The organism is Streptomyces sp. NBC_01429 (assembly GCF_036231945.1).
Taxonomy (GTDB): Bacteria; Actinomycetota; Actinomycetes; order Streptomycetales; family Streptomycetaceae; genus Streptomyces.
In genome coordinates this window covers 6,377,214-6,397,805 of record NZ_CP109599.1, presented here as the reverse complement: position 1 = coordinate 6,397,805, position 20,592 = coordinate 6,377,214, and the positions used below count along the sequence as shown (strand labels likewise).

The window sequence follows — 20,592 nt, the reverse complement described above, 5'->3', positions numbered from 1 at the left end:
CTTTCGGTGCCGCCGTCCGGCCCCGGACACACCACGGGAGCCCGGACCGCCGCGCGGGCGGTCCGGGCTCCCGTGGTGAGCCGGTGGTGCGTGTGCGCGTGTTTGTTCGCGTATGCGGGGGGGCGGAGAGGGCGTCAGTGCGACCGGTTGCCGCTCCGGTAGCCGGAACCGTTGCCGTTGCCGTTCGCGTTCCCGTCCTCGTTCGCGTTGCCGGCCTCTTCGCCCGCCTGGTCGCCCGCCTGGTCGCCCGCCTGGTCGCCGACAGCGTCACCGGCCTGGTCGCCAGCCTGGTCGCCACCGGCACCGGTGTCGTCACCGGCCGCGTCGCCCGCGCCGTCACCCGCGCCGTCACCGGCGTCGCCCGCACCGGCACCCGCGCCCGCGCCCGACCCGTCGCCGATCTCCGCGCCGACCTCGGCGAGCGCCGTCGTCACCGGCTGGAAGAACGTCTCGCCGCCCGAGGTGCAGTCACCGCTGCCGCCCGAGGTCAGACCGAGCGCCGTGTCACCGGCGAAGAGCGAGCCGCCGCTGTCGCCGGGCTCGGCGCAGACGGTGGTCTGGATGAGCCCGTTGACGATGTCGCCGTTGCCGTAGTTCACCGTGGCGTCGAGCCCGGTGACCTGGCCGTCGGAGACCTCGGTGGTGGAGCCGCTGCGGACCACCTGCTGCCCGACGACCGCCTCGCCCGCCTGGGCGATCTGCTGGCTGCTGCCGTCGTAGAGGTTCACCTCACTGGGGGCGTCCGTGGCGGCGTCGTCGTACTTGACCAGGCCGAAGTCGCTCACCGGGAAGGCGGAGGCGACGGTCGTCCCGATCTGGTTGCCCTGCCCGTCGGCCCACGTCTGGATCTCTTCCGTGCAGTGCCCGGCGGTCAGGAAGTGCGGTGCGCCGTCCTTGACCACGTTGAAGCCCAGCGAGCAGCGCGCGTTGCCGCCCAGGATCGGGTCACCGCCGGAGACGAAGGTCTTGAACTCCCCCGCCGACTTCTTCAGTTCGGCCTTGCCGCCGAGTCCGTCCACCACACCGCTGAGCGTGTCCCACGCGTCGCCGGTGACCGTGCGGTCCGCCGTGACGACCACCTTGTTGGTGACCGGGTCGACCGCCCAGGACGTACCCGGGATGGTGGCCCGGGAGGTGAGGGTCTGCCGGGCGCTCTTCAGTTCGGCCGTCGAGTTCTGGACGACTCTGGCCTTGCCGCCCGCCTGCCGTACGGTCTCGGCCGCCGACTCGTCGACGACGTTCATCACGAGGGCCTTGGTCCCGGCCTCGTAGTACCAGCCGGCCGCGCTCTCGCCGAGATTCCCGTTGAGGGTGGACGCGAGAGTGCCGGCCGCCGTCGCCGACAGGGTCTTCAGCTCGAACTGAGGCTTTTCCTCACTGGCGTTCGCGTTCTGGAGCGTGACACCCGCGATGGCCAGCGCCACCACGGCGCCGCCCGCCATGGTCACACGCTTCTTGGATATACGCCGATGGCTCAAGGTCAACCTCCTGTGGGGCCCGCGCCGGAGTGTGTGGGGGGTTCTGGCGCGGGGATGAGGTCGCCCACTATTGCGAGACCCTTCAGCCGAACACAAGGTCGACTTCAGGACGATCCCCCGAACAGAGGTGTCAGTCGGACGGCCATGACAAAACCCCTGCTGAGAAGGGGAGTTGATGTCCGGGAAACACCTGGGGTGACGGCCGCGTCGGCGGCCGGTGAGGACTAGTCCTGTCCTGAATCCGAGCCACGTATGAATCGCGATTTCCGTTCACGTTCCGCGATGTGACCTTACAGATTCGGCTCCGAGCCTGGACAATCATCGTGAAACCGGGCCCGCGGTCGAACAGGCCCGTACAGCGGTGAGTTCCGACCGGTCGGATTACGTATCACGTACGTATGGCGAGAGGGGCAGGGGTGCGACGTCGGGTGCGCGCGGCGGACGGGCGGCATCTGATGGTCGAGCGGCTGGGGGACCCGCGCGGCAGACCGGTCTTCCTGCTGCACGGCACACCGGGCAGCAGACTGGGTCCCGCCCCGCGCGGCATGGTGCTCTACCAGCGGGGCATGCAGCTGATCGCCTACGACCGGCCCGGATACGGCGGTTCCGACCGCCTGGAGGGGCGCACCGTCGCCGATGTGGCCCAGGACGTGGCGGCGATCGCCGACGCGCTCGGCCTCGAACGCTTCGCCGTCGCGGGCCGCTCGGGCGGTGCGCCGCACGCCCTGGCCTGCGCGGCGCTGCTGCCCGAGCGGGTGACCCGGACCGCCGCGCTGGTCCCCCTGGCGCCGTGGGACGCGGCCGGGCTCGACTGGTTCGAGGGCATGGCCGCCTCGAACGTGGCGGAGTACACCACCGCGCACCGGGACCCGGGCGGGGTGGCGGCCCGGCTCACGCCGCGCGCCGACGCGATCAGGAAGAACCCTGTGCGGCTGCTGGACGATCTGCGCAGGGAGCTGACCGACTCCGACCTCATGGTGGTCTCCGACGCCGGGGTCAGGACGATGCTGCTGCGCAACTACCAGGAGGCGCTGCGCGGTTCGGCGTACGGCTGGATCGACGACGCCCTCGCCTTCGCCGGGCCCTGGGGGTTCGACCCGGCCGACATCCGGGGGCCTGTGCTGCTGTGGCACGGCGAGAAGGACGTGTTCTCCCCGGTCGGCCACTCCCGCTGGCTCGCGGAACGGATCCCGGGCGCCACGGCCGTACTGGAGCCGGCCGCCGCGCACTTCGACGCGCTGCACGCGCTTCCCCGGATCCTGACCTGGCTGCTGGCCGACCGGGACGGCCAGGACAGCCGGGACGACCGGCACGGCCAGGACGACCGGCACGGATGACAGCGGGCGGCCGGACGCCGGATGCCGGGCGCCAAATGCCGGATGCCGGATGCCGGGCGCGCCGGACGGACGTACCGCTCCGTCCGGCGCGCCCGCGTCACACCGCCATCGGCTCCAGGTCCCGGTAGACCCTCCGGTCGTCCCGGGCGAACCGGGTCAGCGTGTGGTCCTCGCCCAGCAGCCGTACCAGCTCCTCCACCGTCTCCACCCGCAGCTGCGCCGCGTCGGCCTTGCGCCCCAGCGCCCCCAGCGTGACGCACATGTTGGAGGCGATGGCGAGCGTCTCGGGGTGGTGCGCGCCCAGCGCCACGCGCAGCCCGGCGACGGCGCCGCGCTCCGTCACCAGCGCCTCGTCCAGCTCGCCCAGATCCGCCTTGGCGCTGGCGAGGGCGACCGTGCAGAAGAGCGTGTGCGGATGAGCGTCGCCCAGCACCTCCCGCATCGTGCCCAGCGCGCCCTGGAGCAGTTGCTCCGCCAGCTCGGGCGCTCCGCAGCCCCAGTGGTAGATGCCCAGGTTGCTGATGGCGGCGAGGGTGTACGGGTGCCGCTCCCCCGGCACCCGCAGATACTGGTCGACGACCTCCTGCGCCAGATCCCGCGCCGCGACCGGTTCCCCGGCGGCGAAGTGGTCGGCCGCCAGATTCAGATCGCAGGCGAGTGAGTCGGGAGTGGCCTGCGATCCGTACTTGGTCCGGTAGCGGCCCCGCGTGGCGGTGGTCAGCCGCCGCGCGTCCTCCAGCCGGTCCGCCCTGCGCAGCGACACGGCCAGGCTCTTGGCCGCCGCCAGCGTGCCGGGGAAGAGAGGTCCCAGTTGTTCCTTGTAGACGGCGTACGTCCGGCTGAGCAGCGCGACCGATTCCTCGTACCGGCCGATGTCCCGCAGGTCGCGCGCCAGGTTGACGGCCGAGGCGAGGGTGTGCGGATGGCTGGGTCCCAGGACGGTGGTCCTGCGGTCGAAGACGTCCTGGTCCATCTCGCGCGCGTCGGCGTAGCGGCCGACCATCCGCAGGGCCAGCGCGCGGTTGTTGGCGGCGGCGAGGCTCCGGGGGTGCGACTCGTGGAAGATCCCGCTGAATCCCTCGTGCGCGTCGGCGGCCAGCTCCATCGCCCTGGCGTACTCGCCGAGCGTCATGAAGTCGGTGGCCAGCGCGCTGGTGGTCATGTAGGTGTGCGGATGGGTGGGGCCGAGCACCGCGCGCTGCCGGTTCAGAGTCACCTCGTCCAGCTCCCGCGCCTCCACGTAACGCCCCTGGGAGCGGTAGATGTTGGAGAGGTGGAAGCGCAGATAGAGATACTGCGGGTCGGTGTCGCCGAGCGTCTCGCGCCAGTTGTCGCGCAGCTCTCCGGCGAGTTCGAAAGCGGCCGGCCAGTCACCGCGCTTCCACAGGTAGCGCACCCGGTCGATCATCAGCCGGCGGGTCTCGGGCCGCCGGCAGAAGCCGGCCTCGGAGACGATGAGGTGCGGCCAGATCGTGGCGAACCGGTCCCAGCTGGCGGGGTCGTCGATCGGTTCGTCGCCGTCGGGCCTGGCGCCGGCGAGGATGCGGTGCACGGCGTGCCGGGCGGTGTGCTGCTCGTCCTCGGTGAGCTGGGCCCTGATGATCGCCTGGACCAGCCGGTGCACCTGGATGCTGTTGCCGACCTGGTCGACCTTGGCCAGCGCGAACCGGCCGATCTCCCGGATGACCCGGCCCAGTACCAGCGTCTCCTGGAGCGAGACGTCGTACGGCTTGAGTTCCTCGATCATCTCCTTGCTGTAGAGGAGGTTCGCGGAGATCGGCTCGGGCGCGAAGAAGGCGCAGAGCTGGAGCAGCCGTACGGCGGCGGGCGAGCGTTCCTTGAGCCGCTCGATGGAGATGTTCCAGGTAGCGGCGACAGGCTGCGGGTAGCCCGCCGGCTGGTTGAGGGCCAGCACGCCGGCCGCCTGCCGGCCGAGCTGGTCCAGGTATTCGGAGACGGGGGTGGCGGTCTCCGCGATCCAGGCCGCCGCCTGTTCGACGGCGAGCGGCAGGTCGCCGACGGCGGTGGCCACCTGGTCGGCGTCCCGGGCGGTCAGCCCGGGGGCGCGCCGCTGGAGGTGCTCGACGGACTCCTCGCGCAGGAAGACGTCGACGGGCAGGGCGTCGCCGTACTGCGACCAGCTCTGGTTGCGCGAGGTGATCAGGACATGTCCGGGGCCGCCGGGCGGCAGGAACCGCTGGAGCTGCTCCGGCTCGTCGGCGTTGTCGAAGACCAGCAGCCAGCGCGGCGAGGGGACGCCGCGCCGCAGCAGGTCGACGGCCTCCTGCGAGGCCGCCGCCATGTCCTCGCCCTGCGCTCCGAGCCGTACGGCCAGTTCGGCGAGGCCGGCGACCACGTCGGCGGTCTGCTCGGAGGAGATCCACCAGATCAGGTCGTAGTCGGCCATGAAGCGGTGGACGTACTCCAGCGCGACCTGTGTCTTGCCGATCCCGCCGAGTCCGTACAGCGTCTGCGGCTGCGGGAGCACCACGGCCATGCCGCCGCCGAGCTGGTCGCGCATCCGCTCCAGGACCGGGGAGCGCCCGGTGAAGCCAGGGTTGCGGGAGGGGGCGTTCCAGATCCTGGGCACGGTCCCGGGGAAGCGCGGGCCGGGCGCGACGGCGTCGGCGAGCTGTACGGGCCGCTCCAGGGCGCGCAGCAGCACGGCGGTGGCGTGCGCCTCGTCCAGCCGGAAGAGGTCCACCGGGTTGCGGTCGATGTACGGGGCGGTGAGCCGGACGTCCCCGACCCGTACGGGCACCACCTGGCGCCGGGCCCCGCCCGGGTCCTCGGACGCGGCGCGCGACCACGCCTCCAGGGCCCGCGCGGACTTGAGGTGCGCTGCGGAGAGCAGGACGACGGTGCGGGCGGCGGACTCGGCGGGGACCAGGGCCACGCCGCTGCCCCCGAGCGTTCCGGATCCGCCGAACCCGCCCGAACCGAACCCACCCGAACCGAACCCACCCGAACCGGACCCGGCGGCGCCGTTCCCGGCCGGTTCGGCCGAGACGTCGCGCGGCACGACCCGGAACCCGGCGCGGCTGAGCACCGATTCGGCCCAGTCGGCCCACATCCGGTTCTCGGCGACGTAGTGCAGATGGAGGTCGGCGGGCAGGGAGGGCCGGCGGCGGGTGAAGGCGTCCCTGATCCGCAGCCTGGTCTCCTCGCCGACCGGGGGCATCGAGGTGACGGCGCCCTCGGTGACGTAGCCGGTGAGCCGTTCGAAGGCGGAGAGCAGGGAGTTGCTCAGCCCCGCCTCGTCGCCGAAGGTGGCCAGGGTCTCCTCGTACGCGTAGTAGGGCCGGTACGGGATCTCCACCGCGCCCCAGTAGGCGGTGAGCCGCTCCCCGGCGAGGCCGCTGGGGAAGCGGTCGAACTTCACCCGGGCGAGCGCGCGTCCCGCGTCGGCCTTCTCCTTCTCCCCCTCGTCGATGCGCATCGGCACGGGGAAGATCCGGATGCCCCGGCCGCCGTAGCGCTCGTCGATCTGGCGGGCCACCGCGGCGGCGCCGTCGATGGACTGGTCGCTGAGGGTGAAGCAGTCGACGAGGACGTCGGGCAGATGGACGGTGCAGATGTCGGCGATGTCGCTCAGCCCGGTCCTGCTGTCGATGAGGACGTAGTCGTAGTGGGCCTTCATGTCGTCGCGCAGGGCGTCGAAGAAGTGGCCGCCGCCGAGCCGGTCGTAGAAGTTGTCCCAGTCGAAGGTGGAGACGGTCGCGGAGTACTCGCGGTTCTGCCGGCCCGCTGAGACGAAGTCGAGGGTGCCGCCCTCGGGGAAGTCCCAGCCCAGGTGCACCGGGGTGAGCGAGACGGCGTGCGGCCGCACCCGCGCGTATTCGCGGTGCCAGTCGTCGGGGCGCTCCGCCGGGCTGGTCGCGGCCCACGCGTACTCGGTGATCAGATCGATGACGCCGGTGGTGGCGCCGAGGGTGGCGGGGTCGAGGAAGGGGTGGAAGAACCGGTGCAGTCCGGGGGCCTCCAGGTCCCAGTCGACCGCCAGGACCCGCCGTCCGCTGGCGGCGAGGATCCAGGCCGTGTTGGCCAGGGCCATGGTGCGGCCCGTACCCCCCTTGTAGGAGTAGAAGGTGACGATGCGTCCGTCACGACGTGCTGTCATCCGTGTCCTCCGCATCGGGCGCCAGGTCGTGCGTCTGGGGAACGTAGTGCGTCGTGGCGTATTCGGCGGCCATCGGCCCGCGCAGCCGGGGCCGCTCCATGTGGCCGCCGCCGGCCGGCGGGTAGACCGCCGCGTGTTTCAGATACTGCTGGGCGGCGGCCTCGACGATCTGGGGCAGCAGCTGGCCGAACGCCTCCATGCTGGGCACGCCTCTGGCGGCGGCCCGGCAGGCGGCGCGGCCCTGCCCCATCTTCTTGGGCATGGTCCGCTCCAGCCAGTCGCTCAGCTCGGCCTCGGCGGCCCTGCTCTGTTCGTCCTCGCGGTTCCACGGCACGATCACCGACACCCAGGGCCGGTGCTCGGCGTCGAAGGCGGCGAGCCGCTCGCGCTGTTCCTCGTCGCGCAGGGCCCACCGGTCGACAAGGAGGATCTCCGGCCTGGTGGGCTCCTGCTTGCCCTCGTGGGGGACGAACACCTCGTCGAACGAGAGGATGTCGGCCTGGTAGTTGAGCGAGCGCACCAGGTCCCGGGCGACATAGGCGAGCGGCCGCGTGGAGTCCGGGTGGTACGGGTTCCAGTCCTGGGCCATGCCGCCGTAGTAGTGCGCGGTGCGGCCCTGGGGCAGGTCGTGCCGGGTCGGGGCGGCCACGGTGACCTGCATGGGGCGTGGCCCGCCGCTCGTGCCGAAGGCGCTGGGCGCGTTGCGGTAGTCGACGGGGCGCCCGGGGCCTATCGCGGAGGAGTCGGCGACGCTGACGATGCGTTTGGCGAGTTCGTAGACGGCCCGTTCGTACTCCCTCTCGAATATCCGGAGTTTGACCAGGCCGTAGAGCCCCTCGGTGACGTAGAGGTCCCCGAAGTCCCGGTGGTTGAACTGCAACCGCTCGGCCGGGCCCGGCAGTTGATCGGGCGGCACCGGCCACCACAGGGCGGGCACGATCGCCTCCGCCGTGGTGTTGTTCTTGGCCTGTTCGTAGATGACCCGCTGGGCGAAGGCGTACCACTCCTTGCCGCACATCTCGCTGGCGAAGTAGCGCGGCGAGAACAGCGGTACGAACACCCGGCAGGTGGCGAGCATTTCGGCGAGCCGCTCGGACCAGCCCTCGCCCGAGCGCATGTCCTGGTCGATGAATCCGGCCTGGGCCCCGGCCGGGAGATCCGTCATGGCCATCACATGGCCGCACAGATCCCCGAAGAGCTTCTCCACCCATATGTCCGGGTCGGGTCCCCCGACACCGTTTCTCGGCGTGTGCGCATAGCTCAGGAAGAAATACGGCCGATGGTCAGCCGCTCTCTGCCGCGGTGACGCGTGCACACGACCCCCGTCCTGTGAGCACCCGCCTCATCGATCACCGGGAGGCGAGCGGATTAATCATTCCGAAGCCGAGTGTCCTTCCTCCCCCCTTCCGTCCGGTCGATCACCGCCGCTTTTCAGTCATCCAGGACTCCGCGTGGGCGACCGCGTCCTTTATCGAGAACAGTCTTGTGACCGTTCCTCCCAGTTGTCCCGTCTGCGCCACGCCCCAGGCGAATGACGACCCGATCTCCTCGAAATCACGGTCGTCCAGGGCGACGTCCTCATATTCCACCCAACGCGGCTTCCCGTCCCGCGCTTTCACCACACAGCGATAGGAACGCATATGCGCGCCGGGCCGGTATTCCGCGAGATGGAAGGCGGTGCAGGCGGCGAATCCCACATTGATCATCAATACCCGCGCGCCCGCGTCGGCCAGCGCGCCGAGCGGTGAGCCGGGCCCCAGATGGCTGTCGAGCGGGTGCCGGGCCAGCAGCTCGGCCGCCCGCCGTCCGACCGCGGCGAAGGAGGACTGCGGGTGCGCGCTGCGCACGGCGCCCGGCGCGGTACGTACGGACTCGGCCAGCCGGCCCATCGCCAGGCACGGCGTGCCCGCCGCGTCGAAGGCGGGCATGGCGGCGCGGAAGACCGCCGCCTCGCGCCGGGTCATGCCCCGGACGCGGGCCAGATGGGCGGCGGAGGTGTCGGAGTTCTCCTCGGTGAAGGCCGGGACGACCAGCGTGCCGTCCTCGCCCAGCGCCGTCAGCAGCGCCTCGCGCAGTGTGATGGCGTCCAGCCCGGTGGCGCGCAGCGAGGCGTGGACGAGCAGCGTCGCGCCGGGGGTGACGCCGAGCGCGGTCAGTTCGCGGGCCAGCGCGGCGACCGCGGGCGGGGCCACCGGCTCAGCCACGGCCGGCCTCTTCCCCGAGCGCGGCCAGCACCCTCCGGCCGGCGACGGTGAGTTCGGCCGCGCCCTCCAGGGTGTCCAGGGCCCGCAGCGCGTGGTCCCGGTGGCGGGGGTCGGGGTCGTACGCGGCGATCCCCACCCGTTCGTACGCGCCCGCCAGCAGCAGCGACAGCGGGACGGGCGCCTCCTGCCAGGGCGCGGGGCGGCTCCACTCGCCGTCCAGGGCGTACAGGTCGGCGGTCTCGGTCAGCGCCCGCAGCTTGGCCCGGCGGAAGCCGCGCAGCAGCGCGCGGGCCAGCTCGTCGGCGCTGCCCCGGACGGGGATGCCCAGCGCGCCGTATCCGTGCCGGCCGACCGAGGGCCCGGTGGAGAGCAGCGGCGTCAGCGTGGAGAGCGAGCCCGCGGCCTCGGCGGCCTGCGCGGGCACGGCCCGCCCCAGCAGCCCCCAGGCCGCCGCCAGCCGGCCGCTCCAGTCGGCCGCCTCGTCCCTGCTGAGGCCGGGGTGCGCGGGGGCGTCGAAGCAGTCGCGGTACGGATCGAGGTCGTCCAGCGCGAGGTCCGGCGCGCCGTCCCGGCCCAGCGTGCGCACCGGGCGCCAGTGCGGGGCCGGTTCACCGGCCCGTACGACGCGCCGCTCCGCCGTCGCCGTCCGCACCACGAACCCCTTCTCGGCGGGGCACACCTCGGCCTCCCCGTGCTCACCGGGGCCACCGAGCCGCAGCGTCCCCAGGGTGGGCAGCGTCAGCGCGCCGTCGCGGTAGCCGACCCGTACGGGCGTCTCCAGGCCGCCCCTGATCACGGCGGCGGCCAGATACGGGGCGAAGGCGCGCGCCGCGTCGAACGCGCCGGGGCGCCCCTCCCGGACGGCGGCGACCGAGTCGACCAGCCGGTTGCGGGTGTACGGATGGGCCAGCACCTCGTCGAGCCCCTCGGAGCGCAGCTCCACCTCGCCCGCCAGCTCCCAGGTCCGCTGCCAGGCGGCGCCGCCCCTGCCGCCCAGTTCGGCGTGCAGCTCGGCGAGGAGCGAGCGGGTCAGCTCCCGCTGGGCCGCGAGGAGTTCACCGGGGTCAGTGACGGCGGGCGGGACGGTGGCCGCCGCCGTACGGGACTCGATGCCGCGGATCAGCGCCTCCAGGTCGGCGCAGTACACGGAGGTGTGGTCGAACCCGCCGGGACCCCCGTCCTGTCCCGCCCCGTCCTGTCCCGCCCCGGGCGCCGAGCGGTAGCGGTGGGTGTAGAGGCCGCCGCCGCAGGAGCGTACGACCGGGCAGTCGCGGCAGGCCGCGCTCACCCCGGCGAGCCCCAGCTGCCGGGACCGTACCCCCGGATGGGCGGCGACCTCGTCGAAGGAGTGGCGCAGGACGTCGAACCCGGTGGCCGCGGCGCCCTCGTAGGCGCTCTTGAGCGAGTCGACCTGTTCCAGGGTGCCGTCGGTCTCCACGACGACCAGATCGGTGGGGGCGAGCCCGAGCGACTCGGTGAGGCTCGGGCCGCCGGCCAGGGTGGAGAGGACCGACTCGAAGAGGCGTACCGGCATCGGACGGCCCCCGGCGTCCCAGCGGTCGAAGACGGCCAGCAGCCAGTCGGCGTACGCGGTCGGTGAGCCGTCGGGGCGCGGCGGCGAGTCGTCCCAGGTGGCGTGCGGCAGCAGGAAGTCGATGCGCGGCGGGTCGAGCGCGGCGAGGGCGTCGTACACGGCGAGCGGGTCGTTGGCCGCGTCCACGGTGCACAGGAGCCCGAGGTCGAGCGGGCGGTAGCGGTCCTGCCGGAGCAGGCCGAGGGCCTTGAGGACCTGGGGGTGGCTGCTGCGGCCGTCCGCGTAGCGGCGGTGCCGGTCGTTGGCCGCGCGGTCGCCGTCGAGGGAGATACCCACCTTGACGCCGAACTCGGTGAAGAGGTCGAGATAGCGGGGCGAGAGCTGGAGGCCGTTGGTGTGGATCCGCAGATCGAGTTCCGCGACTCCGTCGAGGGCCCGGGTCAGCTCCTCGCAGACGCGCCGCAGTCGCGCGGGCCCCGCGAGCAGGGGCTCCCCTCCGTGCAGGATCACTGACACGGAGGGCAGGGCATGGGCCTTGGCATGTTCGGCCAGTCGGTGCGCTGTACGGTGAATCGCTTCGTCGGAGATTGCCCTGGGGCGGGTGCGCCAGCTCTGATCCGCGTGTTCGTAGATGTAGCAGTGGTCGCACGCGAGATCACATCTGCTGTGGACCTTGAGGACGATCTCGCGGAATGGGACCAGGGGTCCTGTCATTACGTCAGTCTAGGGCGTCGAGGCCCGGGGCCGGAGAGCCGAACAGGACTACCGGGACTAAAGGGCCGAATTGAAACTGGAAACGCGCGGGGTGCGGCCGGTGGGCATCGGCAGAACGCGTCCGAGCTTCTTGGCGACAGCGGCGTCGCGCACGTCGATCTCCGCGAGGGGGACCCGATTCTTCTTCGCAGTGGCGAAGGTGACAGAGGTCTGATAGGTCACGACGGCCGTCCTTGATCACGTTGTCCGAACAGGAGACACGGCACCGTTGCAGTGTCAGCGGCTCGACTTTACTCTCATGAACTCGCGCGGCAACTCGCCGCGTGGATAAGGGACAGAAGCGTAGCCGGGAATTCACCACACCGTTCGGAACACATCATTCCGCTGATCGAGTGACAACAAAACAGCAGACGGGGGCGCGCATGGCCGACTTACGCGGACCACTGCACAGCATGGTCTTCCGAAACGCTGATCTGCCGGTTCTCTTCCACCACGCGGACGCGATCGCCATCGCACGGCAGCGGGAAGCGGTGAACGTCACCCGCCGCACGCTGCTGCTCCTGGTGCTGGGCGCGCTGCTGGCCTCGCTGCCCTGGCGGTGGCGGATCGGTGACTCGTTCCAACTCATGGGCGCACTCAGCGCGTTGGCGTACGCCGGAGTGCTTCTGGTCACCATCCGGTCGACTGGCCGCAGAGCAAAGTCGCATTGGCAACTCAACCGCTCCGCGGCGGAGTTCATCAAGTCGCTCTCCTGGCGCTACGCCGTGCACGGAGCGCCCTTCGACTCCGCGGCCGCCGACCCGGGCAGCCTGTTCACCAGCCGACTGGAGGCGGGGCTGGGCGAGTTGAAGAAGGTCGGCTGGGAGGATCCCCGGGACACCGGGGCGATCGGGCAGGGCGCGGCGGGCGAGCTGATCACCGCGCCGATGCGGATGCTGCGCGAGAAGTCGTTCGCCGCGCGCAGGGAGACGTATGTCAGGGACCGGCTGATCGAGCAGCGCAACTGGTACCACCGCAGAACGGTCGTCTCGCGGCGCGCCACCGCCCTCTGGTCGGCCACCATCACCGCGCTGACCCTGATGGCGCTCTTCCTGGCGCTGCTGCGGACCTTCTCGCTCACGGGGTCCTCGGCGGTGCTGGGGCTGCTGTCGGCGGCCGCGGCGGCCGCTCTGGCGTGGAGCGAGATCCGCCGCCATCAGCCCCTGATCTCGGCGCACTCGCTGGTCGAGGAGGACCTGGCGTCGATGCACACGGCGATGGAGACGATGGTGACCGAGGAGCAGTGGTCGAACGCGGTGTACGAGACCGAGCGCATCGTCTCGCCCCAGCACACGGACTGGCTGGTGCGGCACCGGAGTTGACACGGTGTGCGGTGATCGGGTGCGGCGGGGGGCCGGGCGTCAGGCGCGCTCGACGCCGTCGCACCAGATCACCGTGACCGGCTTTCCGTGCTCCCGCGCGTAGCGCACGATGTCCCCCGTACCCCCGAGGCCGCGGGCCGGGCGGCCGTCCCACACCGCCAGCAGCCGGTCGCAGTGGTCGGCGATGTAGGTGCCCGCCGCGTAGTACGCCTCGTCGGTGGAGTGCGGGAAGGCCATGGTGACCTCCAGCGTGGCCCGGTCCCGCAGCCGCCGGTAGCCGTCGAGTTCCGCCGGGTCCTCGAAGCCGTCCTCGTAGTCGCCGCTGGGGATGACGGCGGTCAGCCGGGCGCCCCGGTCCAGCGCGAGCCCCGCGAAGAGCTGGTCCGCGCCCGCGGCCAGGCTGGAGAGCGCCTCCAGTGAGCCCGTGTGGGAGCGGAGCACGGCCACGATGGCGGCTCTGATGTGCGCGTACGCCTCGGCCGGGATGTTCCGGTGGCCGGTCACTCCGATGCGGTTCACAGTCCCCCGGTCCCTTTGCGGCGCTCGCCCCCGGCACCTTCACCGGCATCCTCTCAGAGACAGGGAGGCGAGCCCCCGCCGAGAACCAGGCGGAGACTCGCCCCAGGTCCGGTGAGGACCTGATCCTGTCGGTCGGTCACCCGGCCGGATCAGACAAGACTGACCCCGTAGGCGCTCAGGGCCGCCGTCACCGGCTGGAAGTACGTGGTACCGCCCGAGGTGCAGTTGCCGCTGCCGCCCGAGGTGAGACCGACGGCGAGCGAGCCCGAGTAGAGGGGCCCGCCGCTGTCGCCGGGCTCGGCGCAGACGTTGGTGCGGATCAGACCGCTGACGATGTCACCGCTGCCGTAGTTCACGGTGTAGTTGAGACCCGTCACCGAACCGCTGTGGATGCCGGTCGTGGAGCCCCGTCGCGTGACGGACAGCCCGGTGCTGGCATTGGTCGAGCCGGTGATGGTGACGCTGCCGACGGTGCCCGGGTGCGCCAGCGCGGTGTTGGAGTACCGCACGAGGCCGTAGTCGTTGCCGGGGAAGCTGGAGCCGGCCGACGGGCCGATGCTCGTGGTGCCCGCCGAGCTGGTGTACCAGGCGGGCAGGCCCTCGGTGCAGTGCCCCGCCGTCAGGAAGTAGTACGTGCTGCCGCTGCGGACGTTGAATCCGGCCGAGCAGCGCCAGCTGCTGGTGTACACGGCGTCGCCGCCCGATATGAGCTTGGAGAGCGTGCCCGGGGTGCGCTCGACGCGCAGCGCGCCCGCGTTGGCGCCGGCGGCCTGCTTGAGGCTCTCGATCTCGGCCTTGGTGACGGTGGAGTCCGCCTGGACGACGAGCGCGTTGGTCGCCGGGTCGACGGCCCACGCGGTGCCCGCGACATCGGCCTCCAGGACGGCCTCGCTCGCGGCGGACAGCTGGTTGGCGCTGAACGTGGTGGCCTGGGCCGCGCTCGCCGTGGGTATCGCGAGCGCCGCCGCCGCGGCGAGTCCGGTGGTCACTGCTATCAGGCGGGCGCGTCTTGCCATGCCGCCGAGGGGGTTGGTGCGCTTGATCCTCACTGGTCGTTCCTCCCGAGGGGAATCGGGGGCCCGTTGTGGGGTTCCGGGGCCCGTGAGGCGCGGTGCGGCGGCGCGGCGCGGTCAGGGGTCTCCTGACCGAGCCACGCCCCGACCGGCGCTGCACGGGAGTATTGGCGGCCTCAACTCCCGCCGCAAGAGGGCCTTTTGGCCGAACGTGTGACCAGTGGTGCGCACGGTGCCCAGGTGCCGCACGTGGTGCTCCGGGAGCGGCAGGCGGGTCAGTCGGTGAGTACGGTGCGCTCGCCCGCCGGGACGCCGATGGGGAGGGTGTTGCCGGGCGGCGGGAAGGGGCAGATGAAGTGGTCGGCGAAGGCGCACGGCGGCAGCAGCGTCCGGTTGAAGTCGACCGTCACCGTCCCGTCGGCGGCCGGCGCCCCGGGCCGCAGAAAGCGGAAGCGGTAGCTGCCCCGGCCGCTGGTGGCGTCGGCGAAGACCGCCCAGAGCGAGCCGTCCGGCTCGACCGCGACCTGGAGGGTGTGCTCCGCGCCGTCGACCGTGAAGGCGATCTCACCGCCGAGCCCGAGGCCGCGTTCCTTCCCGTCGGCGTTCTCGACCCGTACCGTACGGCTCGTGTCGTACGGCCGGAACCGGCCGGGCAGCGTCCAGCGGTCGTCGTACGGGGTGGCCTCGACGGACCGGAACGCGCGCCGCGCGGCCGACGCCGGGTCGAAGTCCCGTACGGCCCAGAGCCCTTCGCGGCGCAGCACGACCAGCCTGCGGGGGCCGGCCGCGATCCGGGAATCCTCGAACGGACCGCTGTCGGCGGTCAGCGCGATCTCCCCGGTGAGCGGCCGTCCGTCGGCGGTCAGTCCGTCCCCGGCCGCCGCCGTGAGCGTCACCTCGTCCCCGGCCTCGCGCCACACGCCGGGGAGTCCCGGAACGCGCCCTTCCGGGTGGTCGGCGAGCCAGTGGGTGGCGACGAGGGAGAGCGGCCCGTACGGGGCCGTGATCGCGGCGGCGCGGTGCTCGTGCCAGCCGTTCCACTCCAGCGCGGCGGTGGCGGATGGATCCGTGCTCATGCTGATCAGCCTTTCCAGAGGGTCGGGAAGCCGCTGGTGTGAGCGCCGCGCGGCGGCCGGGTATTCCGGCCGGAGGGCGCGGCGCCCGGGTCACACATCGCAGCAGGAGCAGCAGTCGCAGCCGCAGTCCCCGCAACCGGCGCAGCAGTCGCACCCCTCGCAGCAGCCTTCGCAGCAGTCGGCGTTGCGGCACCAGCCCTCGCGCCTCTCCCCCGACCACGGGCCCTCGTACTCCTTCGCGCAGCACGTCCGGCAGGTGCAGCAGAGCCCGACGAGGACGGCGCAGCCGACCACCGTGCCGCGCCTGGGCGACTTGCGCGGCCCCCGCGGCACACCGCCAGGACCACCGTGCGTACCGTCCGCGCCGTGCTCGGCGCTCGCGCATCCCGTCGTGGCGAAGGCCCGGCCGATGGACGTCTCCAGCTCGTGCGCGAGCAGCACGTGGGCCAGCTTGCCGTCGGTGAATTCCGCGTCCCGCAGCGCCAGCCGTATGCCGTGCAGCGCGTCGTCGGCGAGCCGCCGGGCCTCGGCCAGCGAGGTGCCGGTCGCGGTGAGCGGGTTCCAGGCACCTGACGCCGCGTCGGATTCCTGGTCCTCCACCGCGTCCAGCAGGTGCGCGAGCCGGCCGAACAGCCGCCCGGCCTCGGCCAGCGGCTCACGATTGTGCGGCTTGCCCGCCAGCACGGCCGTGTGGGCGAAGGCGGCAGCGGTGGCCGTCTCGGTCGGCTCGGTGACGGTGAGCGGCGAGGTCCCGGGACCGGCCAGCCGCTCGACGGACTCCTGCCGGTCGACCGCGTCGACCAGCACCGCCGTGTCGAAACCCAGCTCCGTGCCCGTACGGGCGCCCGCCCGGTCCCAGCCGGTGGCGACCCGGCGCGCGGCGGCGGCCAGCGGCCGGCGCTTCAACAGCCCGTCGCGGTCGGCCACGTGGTCCCGCACCTTCGCCGAGGCCAGCACCAGGGACACGGTGGCCGCGAGCCGGGCGCCCTCCCCCCTGGCGACGGACGCGGTGCGCATGCCGCGCAGCGGGCAGGGCCCGGCGGTGCGCCGCCGGGCCGGGGCCCGTTCGGTCTGAGCGTCCGTCAGAACCGAGATAATGAGGCCGTCATAGTTGGTGACGACCCGGGAGAACTGCCCGTGGTCGGTCCGAAGTGCCAGGCAGAGCCCGCAGAGATGAGCCATCCACTCGGCCTTGAGTCCACCGGTGAGCCGATGGGCGCAGGGCCTGACGATTCCGAACACGACGTTCCCCCGAGAGTCGTTCAGCTGTACGCAGCGCATCGTAACCAGTCGGCGACGGCCTCGACCGATTCACCCGTACGTCCCCCACGTCACCCATCTGGACGGAACATAATATTTTGGGTCGATTCAGGGCCCGTATCCTGGAAGAACCTTGACGAATCGCCATATCTTCTGCACCAGTACCGTCACGAATCGCCTGCGCGCCGACTATCCCCTTGGCGCGCGATCCGCATGATGGACGACCATAGGGATAGGGAACGTCATGTGACCGCGGTGAAAGGAGGCGTCCATGGGATCGGTGCGCAAGGCGAGTGCCTGGCTGGGCCTCGTTGAGGACAACGACGAGCGTTACTACGACGACGAGTACGCCGGGAGTTCGGAGAGCGGCGACACCTGGAAGAGCGAGCCGCGCATGCGGGTCGCTCCCGAGGCCGCCCAGGAGCAGCAGGCGCGCAGAATCGCCACGGTCTCCCCGGAGAGCTTCCGGGACGCCCGCGCCATCGGCGAACTCTTCCGGGCGGGCACCCCGGTCATCATGAACCTCACCCTCATGGAGCCCGCCGACGCCAAGCGCGTCGTGGACTTCGCGGCCGGACTGATCTTCGGGCTGCGCGGTTCGATCGACCGCGTGGCCACCCGGGTCTTCCTGCTGACCCCCGCCGACACCGAGATCGTCTCGGGCGACGAGTCGGCGGGGCGTCAGGACGGCTTCTTCAACCAGAGCTGAGCAGGGCGCTCACCGGCTCCACGGCCTCACCGGAAGGCGTCGAGGCCGGTGAGCGCCTTGCCCAGGACGAGTTGGTGCATCTCCACGGTTCCCTCGTAGGTGAGCACCGACTCCAGGTTCGCCGCATGGCGCATCACGGGGTATTCGAGCGAGATCCCGTTCGCGCCGAGGATCGTCCGCGAGGTCCGGCAGATCTCGATCGCCTCCCGCACGTTGTTGAGCTTGCCGAAGCTGATCTGCTCGGCCCGCAGCGTCCCCGCGTCCATCCGCCGCCCCAGATGGTGGGCGAGCAGGATCCCCTTGTGCAGTTCGAGGGCCATGTCCGCCAGCTTGGCCTGGGTGAGCTGGAAGCCACCGATCGGCCGGCCGAACTGCTCACGCGTCCTGGAGTACTGGAGCGCCGCCTCGAAACAGGTGCGCGCCGCCCCCATCGAGCCCCAGACGATGCCGTAGCGCGCGTAGCTCAGACAGCCGAGCGGACCGCGCAGCCCGATGGCTCCCGGGAGCACGGCATCGGCGGGCAGCCGCACGTCGTCGAGGACCAGTTCACTGGTGACCGAGGCACGCAACGACCACTTATGGGTGATTTCGGGCGCCGAGAAGCCAGGGGTCCCGGCCGGGACGAGGAACCCCCTGATGTCCCCGCCGCCCGCTTCGCCCCCGTCGCCGTCCGTCCGCGCCCAGACGACGGCGACGCCCGCCACCGAGCCGTTGGTGATCCACATCTTGCGGCCGGTGAGCACCCAGTCGGTGCCGTCGCGGCGCGCGCGGGTGCGCATGCCCGACGGGTCGGAGCCGTGGTCGGGCTCGGTGAGACCGAAACAGCCGATGGTCTCGCCCGCCGCCATCGCGGGCAGCCAGCGCTCCTTCTGCTCGTCCGAGCCGTAGCGGTGGATCGCGTACATGGCGAGCGAGCCCTGTACGGAGACGAGGGAGCGGATGCCGGAGTCGGCGGCCTCCAGCTCCAGGCAGGTGAGCCCGTACTGCACGGCGCTGGCGCCCGCGCAGCCGTACCCGGTCAGGGACATGCCGAGGGCGCCGAGCCCGCCGAGTTCACGGGCCAGCTCCCGGATGCCGGGCAGTTCACCGCGCTCGTACCAGTCGGCGACGTGGGGCAGCACCCGGTCGGCGGCCCAGGCGCGCACGGTGTCGCGGATCGCCAGGTCCTCGGGGGCCAGCAGGTCGTCGAGGCCGAGCGGATCGCCCGGGTCGAAGGGCGGCGTCTTCGTCGCGGACGGGGGCTTCGCGGCGGACGGTGCGGACATGGGGAGGACCTCCGGCGGCTCGCACGGCTGGGACGGCGCCGCCCCTGGGCCGACGCCGCCCCGGGAACGCTTCGCCGGGACGGCACTCGGCACTGCTGCACTTAGCACTGCTAGTTACGGGCGGCGGTCGCGACGTTACGGCTCAGCGTGCCGCTCGTCCAGACCCGGCCCGCCGGGTGGGTCCGGCGGCCGCCGGCACGACTCCCTCCGGGAGCGCGGCCACGACGCGGGCCGGGGAGGAGCGGTGTTCGGGCGAGACGCGCGGACGTACCGCCCTCGGTCCGAGCGGCTCGTCCGCCGTCTGCGGCGGGCACTCCATACGCCTCGGCAGCCGCAGCGCGGCCAGCGCGCCGAGCAGCAGCAGCGCCGCGCTCACCAGCAACGTCACATGCAGTCCTTGCACGAACGAGTGACGTGCGGCGGTCCGCAGGGCCTCCCCCGCCGGCCCGCCGAGCCCGCCCGCCACCCGGTACGCCTCGCCGAGCGAGCCGGCGGCGGCCGCCCCCGCCTCGCGCGGAACGCCCTTCACCGACTCCAGACCAGGCGCGTACACGGCGTTCATCACACTGCCGAGCAGCGCTATGCCCAGGCCGGCGCCGAGCTGGTACGAGGTCTCCCCGATGGCCGCGGCGCCGCCCGCCTGGTCAGCGGGGGCCTCGCTGAGCATCGACTCGTACGCGCCGAACAGCGTGGTCTGGAGCCCGAAGCCGAGCAGCACGAACCCCGTGGTCAGCAGCGCGGGCCGGTCGTGCTGCCCCATCTGGACCAGCAGCAGTACGGCGACGGCGGTGAGGACGAAGCCCCAGGCCACCATCCGGCGCGGGCCGGCCCGGCGCAGCGTGGCGGAGCCCGTCACGCCCGCCGCCATGGCGGCGAAGGTGAGCGGCAGCAGCCGCAGTCCGGTCTCCAGCGGGCTGAGCCCCAGCACCAGCTGGAGGTACTGGACGGCGATCAGCTCCAGGCCGACCAGCGCCAGCATGGCGAGGACGATGCAGCCGACGGAGGTGGCGAAGGTGGGCCTGCCGAACATCCGCATGTCGATCAGCGGATGCCTCCGGCGCCGCTGCCTGCGGACGAAGACGATCAGGAAGGCCGCGCCCAGGCACAGCGGCGCCAGCGTCGCGGGGCCGAGCGGCCCCTCACCGGCCCCCAGCCGCTTCACGCCGTAGACCACCCCGAGCACCCCGGCCGCCGCCATCAGCGCGCCGGTCACGTCCCAGGGCCCGTCAGCAGGGCCCCGCGACTCGGGCAGGACGAAGCGGCCGAGCGGCAGCAGGACGGCCAGCAGCGGGATGTTGACGAGGAAGACCGAGCCCCACCAGAAGTGTTCGACGAGGAAGCCGCCGAGTACGGGTCCGACGGCCGCGCCGACGGCGGCGACCGCCGTCCAGATGCCGATGGCCATGGCGCGTTCGCGCCGGTCGGGGAAGACCGCGCGCAGGACGGAGAGGGTCGCCGGCATGATCATCGCGCCGCCCACCCCCAGCAGGGCGCGGGCGCCGATCAGTACTCCGGGGGTGGGGGCGAAGGCGGCGGCCGCCGAGGCGACCGCGAAGATCCCGTATCCCGTCAGCAGGATCCGGCGCCGCCCGACGCGGTCGCCGAGCGTGCCGAAGAGGATCAGCAGCGAGGCGCAGACCAGCGGGTAGGCGTCCACGATCCACAGCAGCCCGACCCCGCTGGGGGCGAGATCGGCGGTGACGGCCGGCACGGCGACGTGCAGCACCGTCGCGTCGAGCGCGACCAGCAGCAGACTGACGCAGAGGACGGCCAGGACGATCCAGCGGTTGGCCCCGTCAGCGGCGCCGCGCACGCGTGCTCCGGCCGTGGCGGTCCCGGACATCTGCGTACCTCCCAGTGCGTCCCTCGCGCTCGGCGGGCCCACCGGCCGGGGAGACCCGGCGGGGCGGCCCGGCATCGGCGGGCGAGTGAGCCGACAGCGTACGCGAGTGATCGCGTGTGTCACGTGGCGCATGTCTCACCGCTCTGACCAGGGAGTGTG

At 72.2% G+C, this 20,592-nt stretch carries 15 protein-coding genes; 3 read left to right on the top strand and 12 right to left on the bottom strand.

The window, feature by feature from the left end; genetic code table 11:
- Window positions 1-134 precede the first annotated feature (134 nt).
- Entirely contained in the window at window positions 135-1,478 is a 1,344-nt protein-coding gene (locus OG627_RS28190; protein ID WP_443073553.1) for a S1 family peptidase, read from the bottom strand.
- A 416-nt stretch (window positions 1,479-1,894) separates the two neighbouring features.
- On the opposite strand from OG627_RS28190, the gene OG627_RS28185 reads away from it, so the two are divergent.
- Window positions 1,895-2,815, top strand: a complete 921-nt coding sequence (locus tag OG627_RS28185; protein WP_329069770.1) for an alpha/beta fold hydrolase — start codon at window positions 1,895-1,897, stop codon at window positions 2,813-2,815.
- A 97-nt stretch (window positions 2,816-2,912) separates the two neighbouring features.
- On the opposite strand, the gene fxsT is transcribed toward OG627_RS28185, so the two are convergent.
- The 5 genes from fxsT to fxsA form a co-directional block, all read right to left on the bottom strand.
- Window positions 2,913-6,935, bottom strand: a complete 4,023-nt coding sequence (gene fxsT / locus OG627_RS28180; RefSeq protein ID WP_329069768.1) for an FxSxx-COOH system tetratricopeptide repeat protein — start codon at window positions 6,933-6,935, stop codon at window positions 2,913-2,915.
- Window positions 6,919-8,250, bottom strand: coding sequence for an FxsC protein (fsxC, locus tag OG627_RS28175; RefSeq protein WP_329069766.1), 1,332 nt, complete (start codon window positions 8,248-8,250; stop codon window positions 6,919-6,921). Before fsxC ends, fxsT begins: the two co-directional genes overlap by 17 nt.
- A gap of 103 nt (window positions 8,251-8,353) precedes the next feature.
- A complete protein-coding gene (locus OG627_RS28170) occupies window positions 8,354-9,139 on the bottom strand; it encodes an aminoglycoside N(3)-acetyltransferase (protein WP_329069764.1) in 786 nt (261 codons plus the stop codon).
- Window positions 9,132-11,387 (bottom strand): radical SAM/SPASM protein FxsBH, inactivated beta-hydroxylase extension form, encoded by a 2,256-nt coding sequence (gene fxsBH, locus OG627_RS28165; RefSeq protein ID WP_329069762.1) that lies wholly within the window; start codon window positions 11,385-11,387, stop codon window positions 9,132-9,134. The genes OG627_RS28170 and fxsBH overlap by 8 nt, the downstream gene beginning before the upstream one ends.
- Window positions 11,388-11,444: 57 nt before the next feature.
- Entirely contained in the window at window positions 11,445-11,609 is a 165-nt protein-coding gene (gene fxsA / locus OG627_RS28160; protein ID WP_329069760.1) for an FxSxx-COOH cyclophane-containing RiPP peptide, read from the bottom strand.
- 230 nt (window positions 11,610-11,839) lie between these two features.
- On the opposite strand from fxsA, the gene OG627_RS28155 reads away from it, so the two are divergent.
- Entirely contained in the window at window positions 11,840-12,748 is a 909-nt protein-coding gene (locus tag OG627_RS28155) for a DUF4231 domain-containing protein (RefSeq protein ID WP_329069758.1), read from the top strand.
- 39 nt (window positions 12,749-12,787) lie between these two features.
- Here OG627_RS28155 and OG627_RS28150 read toward each other — a convergent pair whose 3' ends face one another.
- The 4 genes from OG627_RS28150 to OG627_RS28135 all read right to left on the bottom strand — a co-directional run bounded on the left by OG627_RS28150 (window position 12,788) and on the right by OG627_RS28135 (window position 16,637).
- Window positions 12,788-13,267: a hypothetical protein gene (locus tag OG627_RS28150; protein WP_329069757.1), complete on the bottom strand. Its 480-nt coding sequence runs from the start codon at window positions 13,265-13,267 to the stop codon at window positions 12,788-12,790.
- Between the two features lie 149 nt (window positions 13,268-13,416).
- Window positions 13,417-14,316 carry a S1 family peptidase gene (locus OG627_RS28145; RefSeq protein ID WP_329069755.1) on the bottom strand — a complete coding sequence of 300 codons (900 nt, stop codon included), beginning with the start codon at window positions 14,314-14,316 and terminating at the stop codon, window positions 13,417-13,419.
- A gap of 239 nt (window positions 14,317-14,555) precedes the next feature.
- Complete coding sequence (locus OG627_RS28140; protein ID WP_329069754.1) at window positions 14,556-15,356, bottom strand: DUF1684 domain-containing protein; 801 nt, start codon at window positions 15,354-15,356, stop codon at window positions 14,556-14,558.
- Between the two features lie 90 nt (window positions 15,357-15,446).
- Window positions 15,447-16,637: a DUF5685 family protein gene (locus OG627_RS28135; protein WP_329069752.1), complete on the bottom strand. Its 1,191-nt coding sequence runs from the start codon at window positions 16,635-16,637 to the stop codon at window positions 15,447-15,449.
- A 250-nt stretch (window positions 16,638-16,887) separates the two neighbouring features.
- Between OG627_RS28135 and OG627_RS28130 the strand changes: the two genes are divergently transcribed.
- Window positions 16,888-17,325 carry a cell division protein SepF gene (locus tag OG627_RS28130; RefSeq protein WP_329069750.1) on the top strand — a complete coding sequence of 146 codons (438 nt, stop codon included), beginning with the start codon at window positions 16,888-16,890 and terminating at the stop codon, window positions 17,323-17,325.
- 26 nt (window positions 17,326-17,351) lie between these two features.
- Here the strand turns inward: OG627_RS28130 and OG627_RS28125 are convergent, their stop codons facing one another.
- Together OG627_RS28125 and OG627_RS28120 are read right to left on the bottom strand one after the other, a co-directional pair.
- Window positions 17,352-18,590: an acyl-CoA dehydrogenase family protein gene (locus OG627_RS28125; protein WP_329069748.1), complete on the bottom strand. Its 1,239-nt coding sequence runs from the start codon at window positions 18,588-18,590 to the stop codon at window positions 17,352-17,354.
- Between the two features lie 142 nt (window positions 18,591-18,732).
- Window positions 18,733-20,433: an MFS transporter gene (locus OG627_RS28120; RefSeq protein ID WP_329069745.1), complete on the bottom strand. Its 1,701-nt coding sequence runs from the start codon at window positions 20,431-20,433 to the stop codon at window positions 18,733-18,735.
- Between the last annotated feature and the right edge of the window lie 159 nt (window positions 20,434-20,592).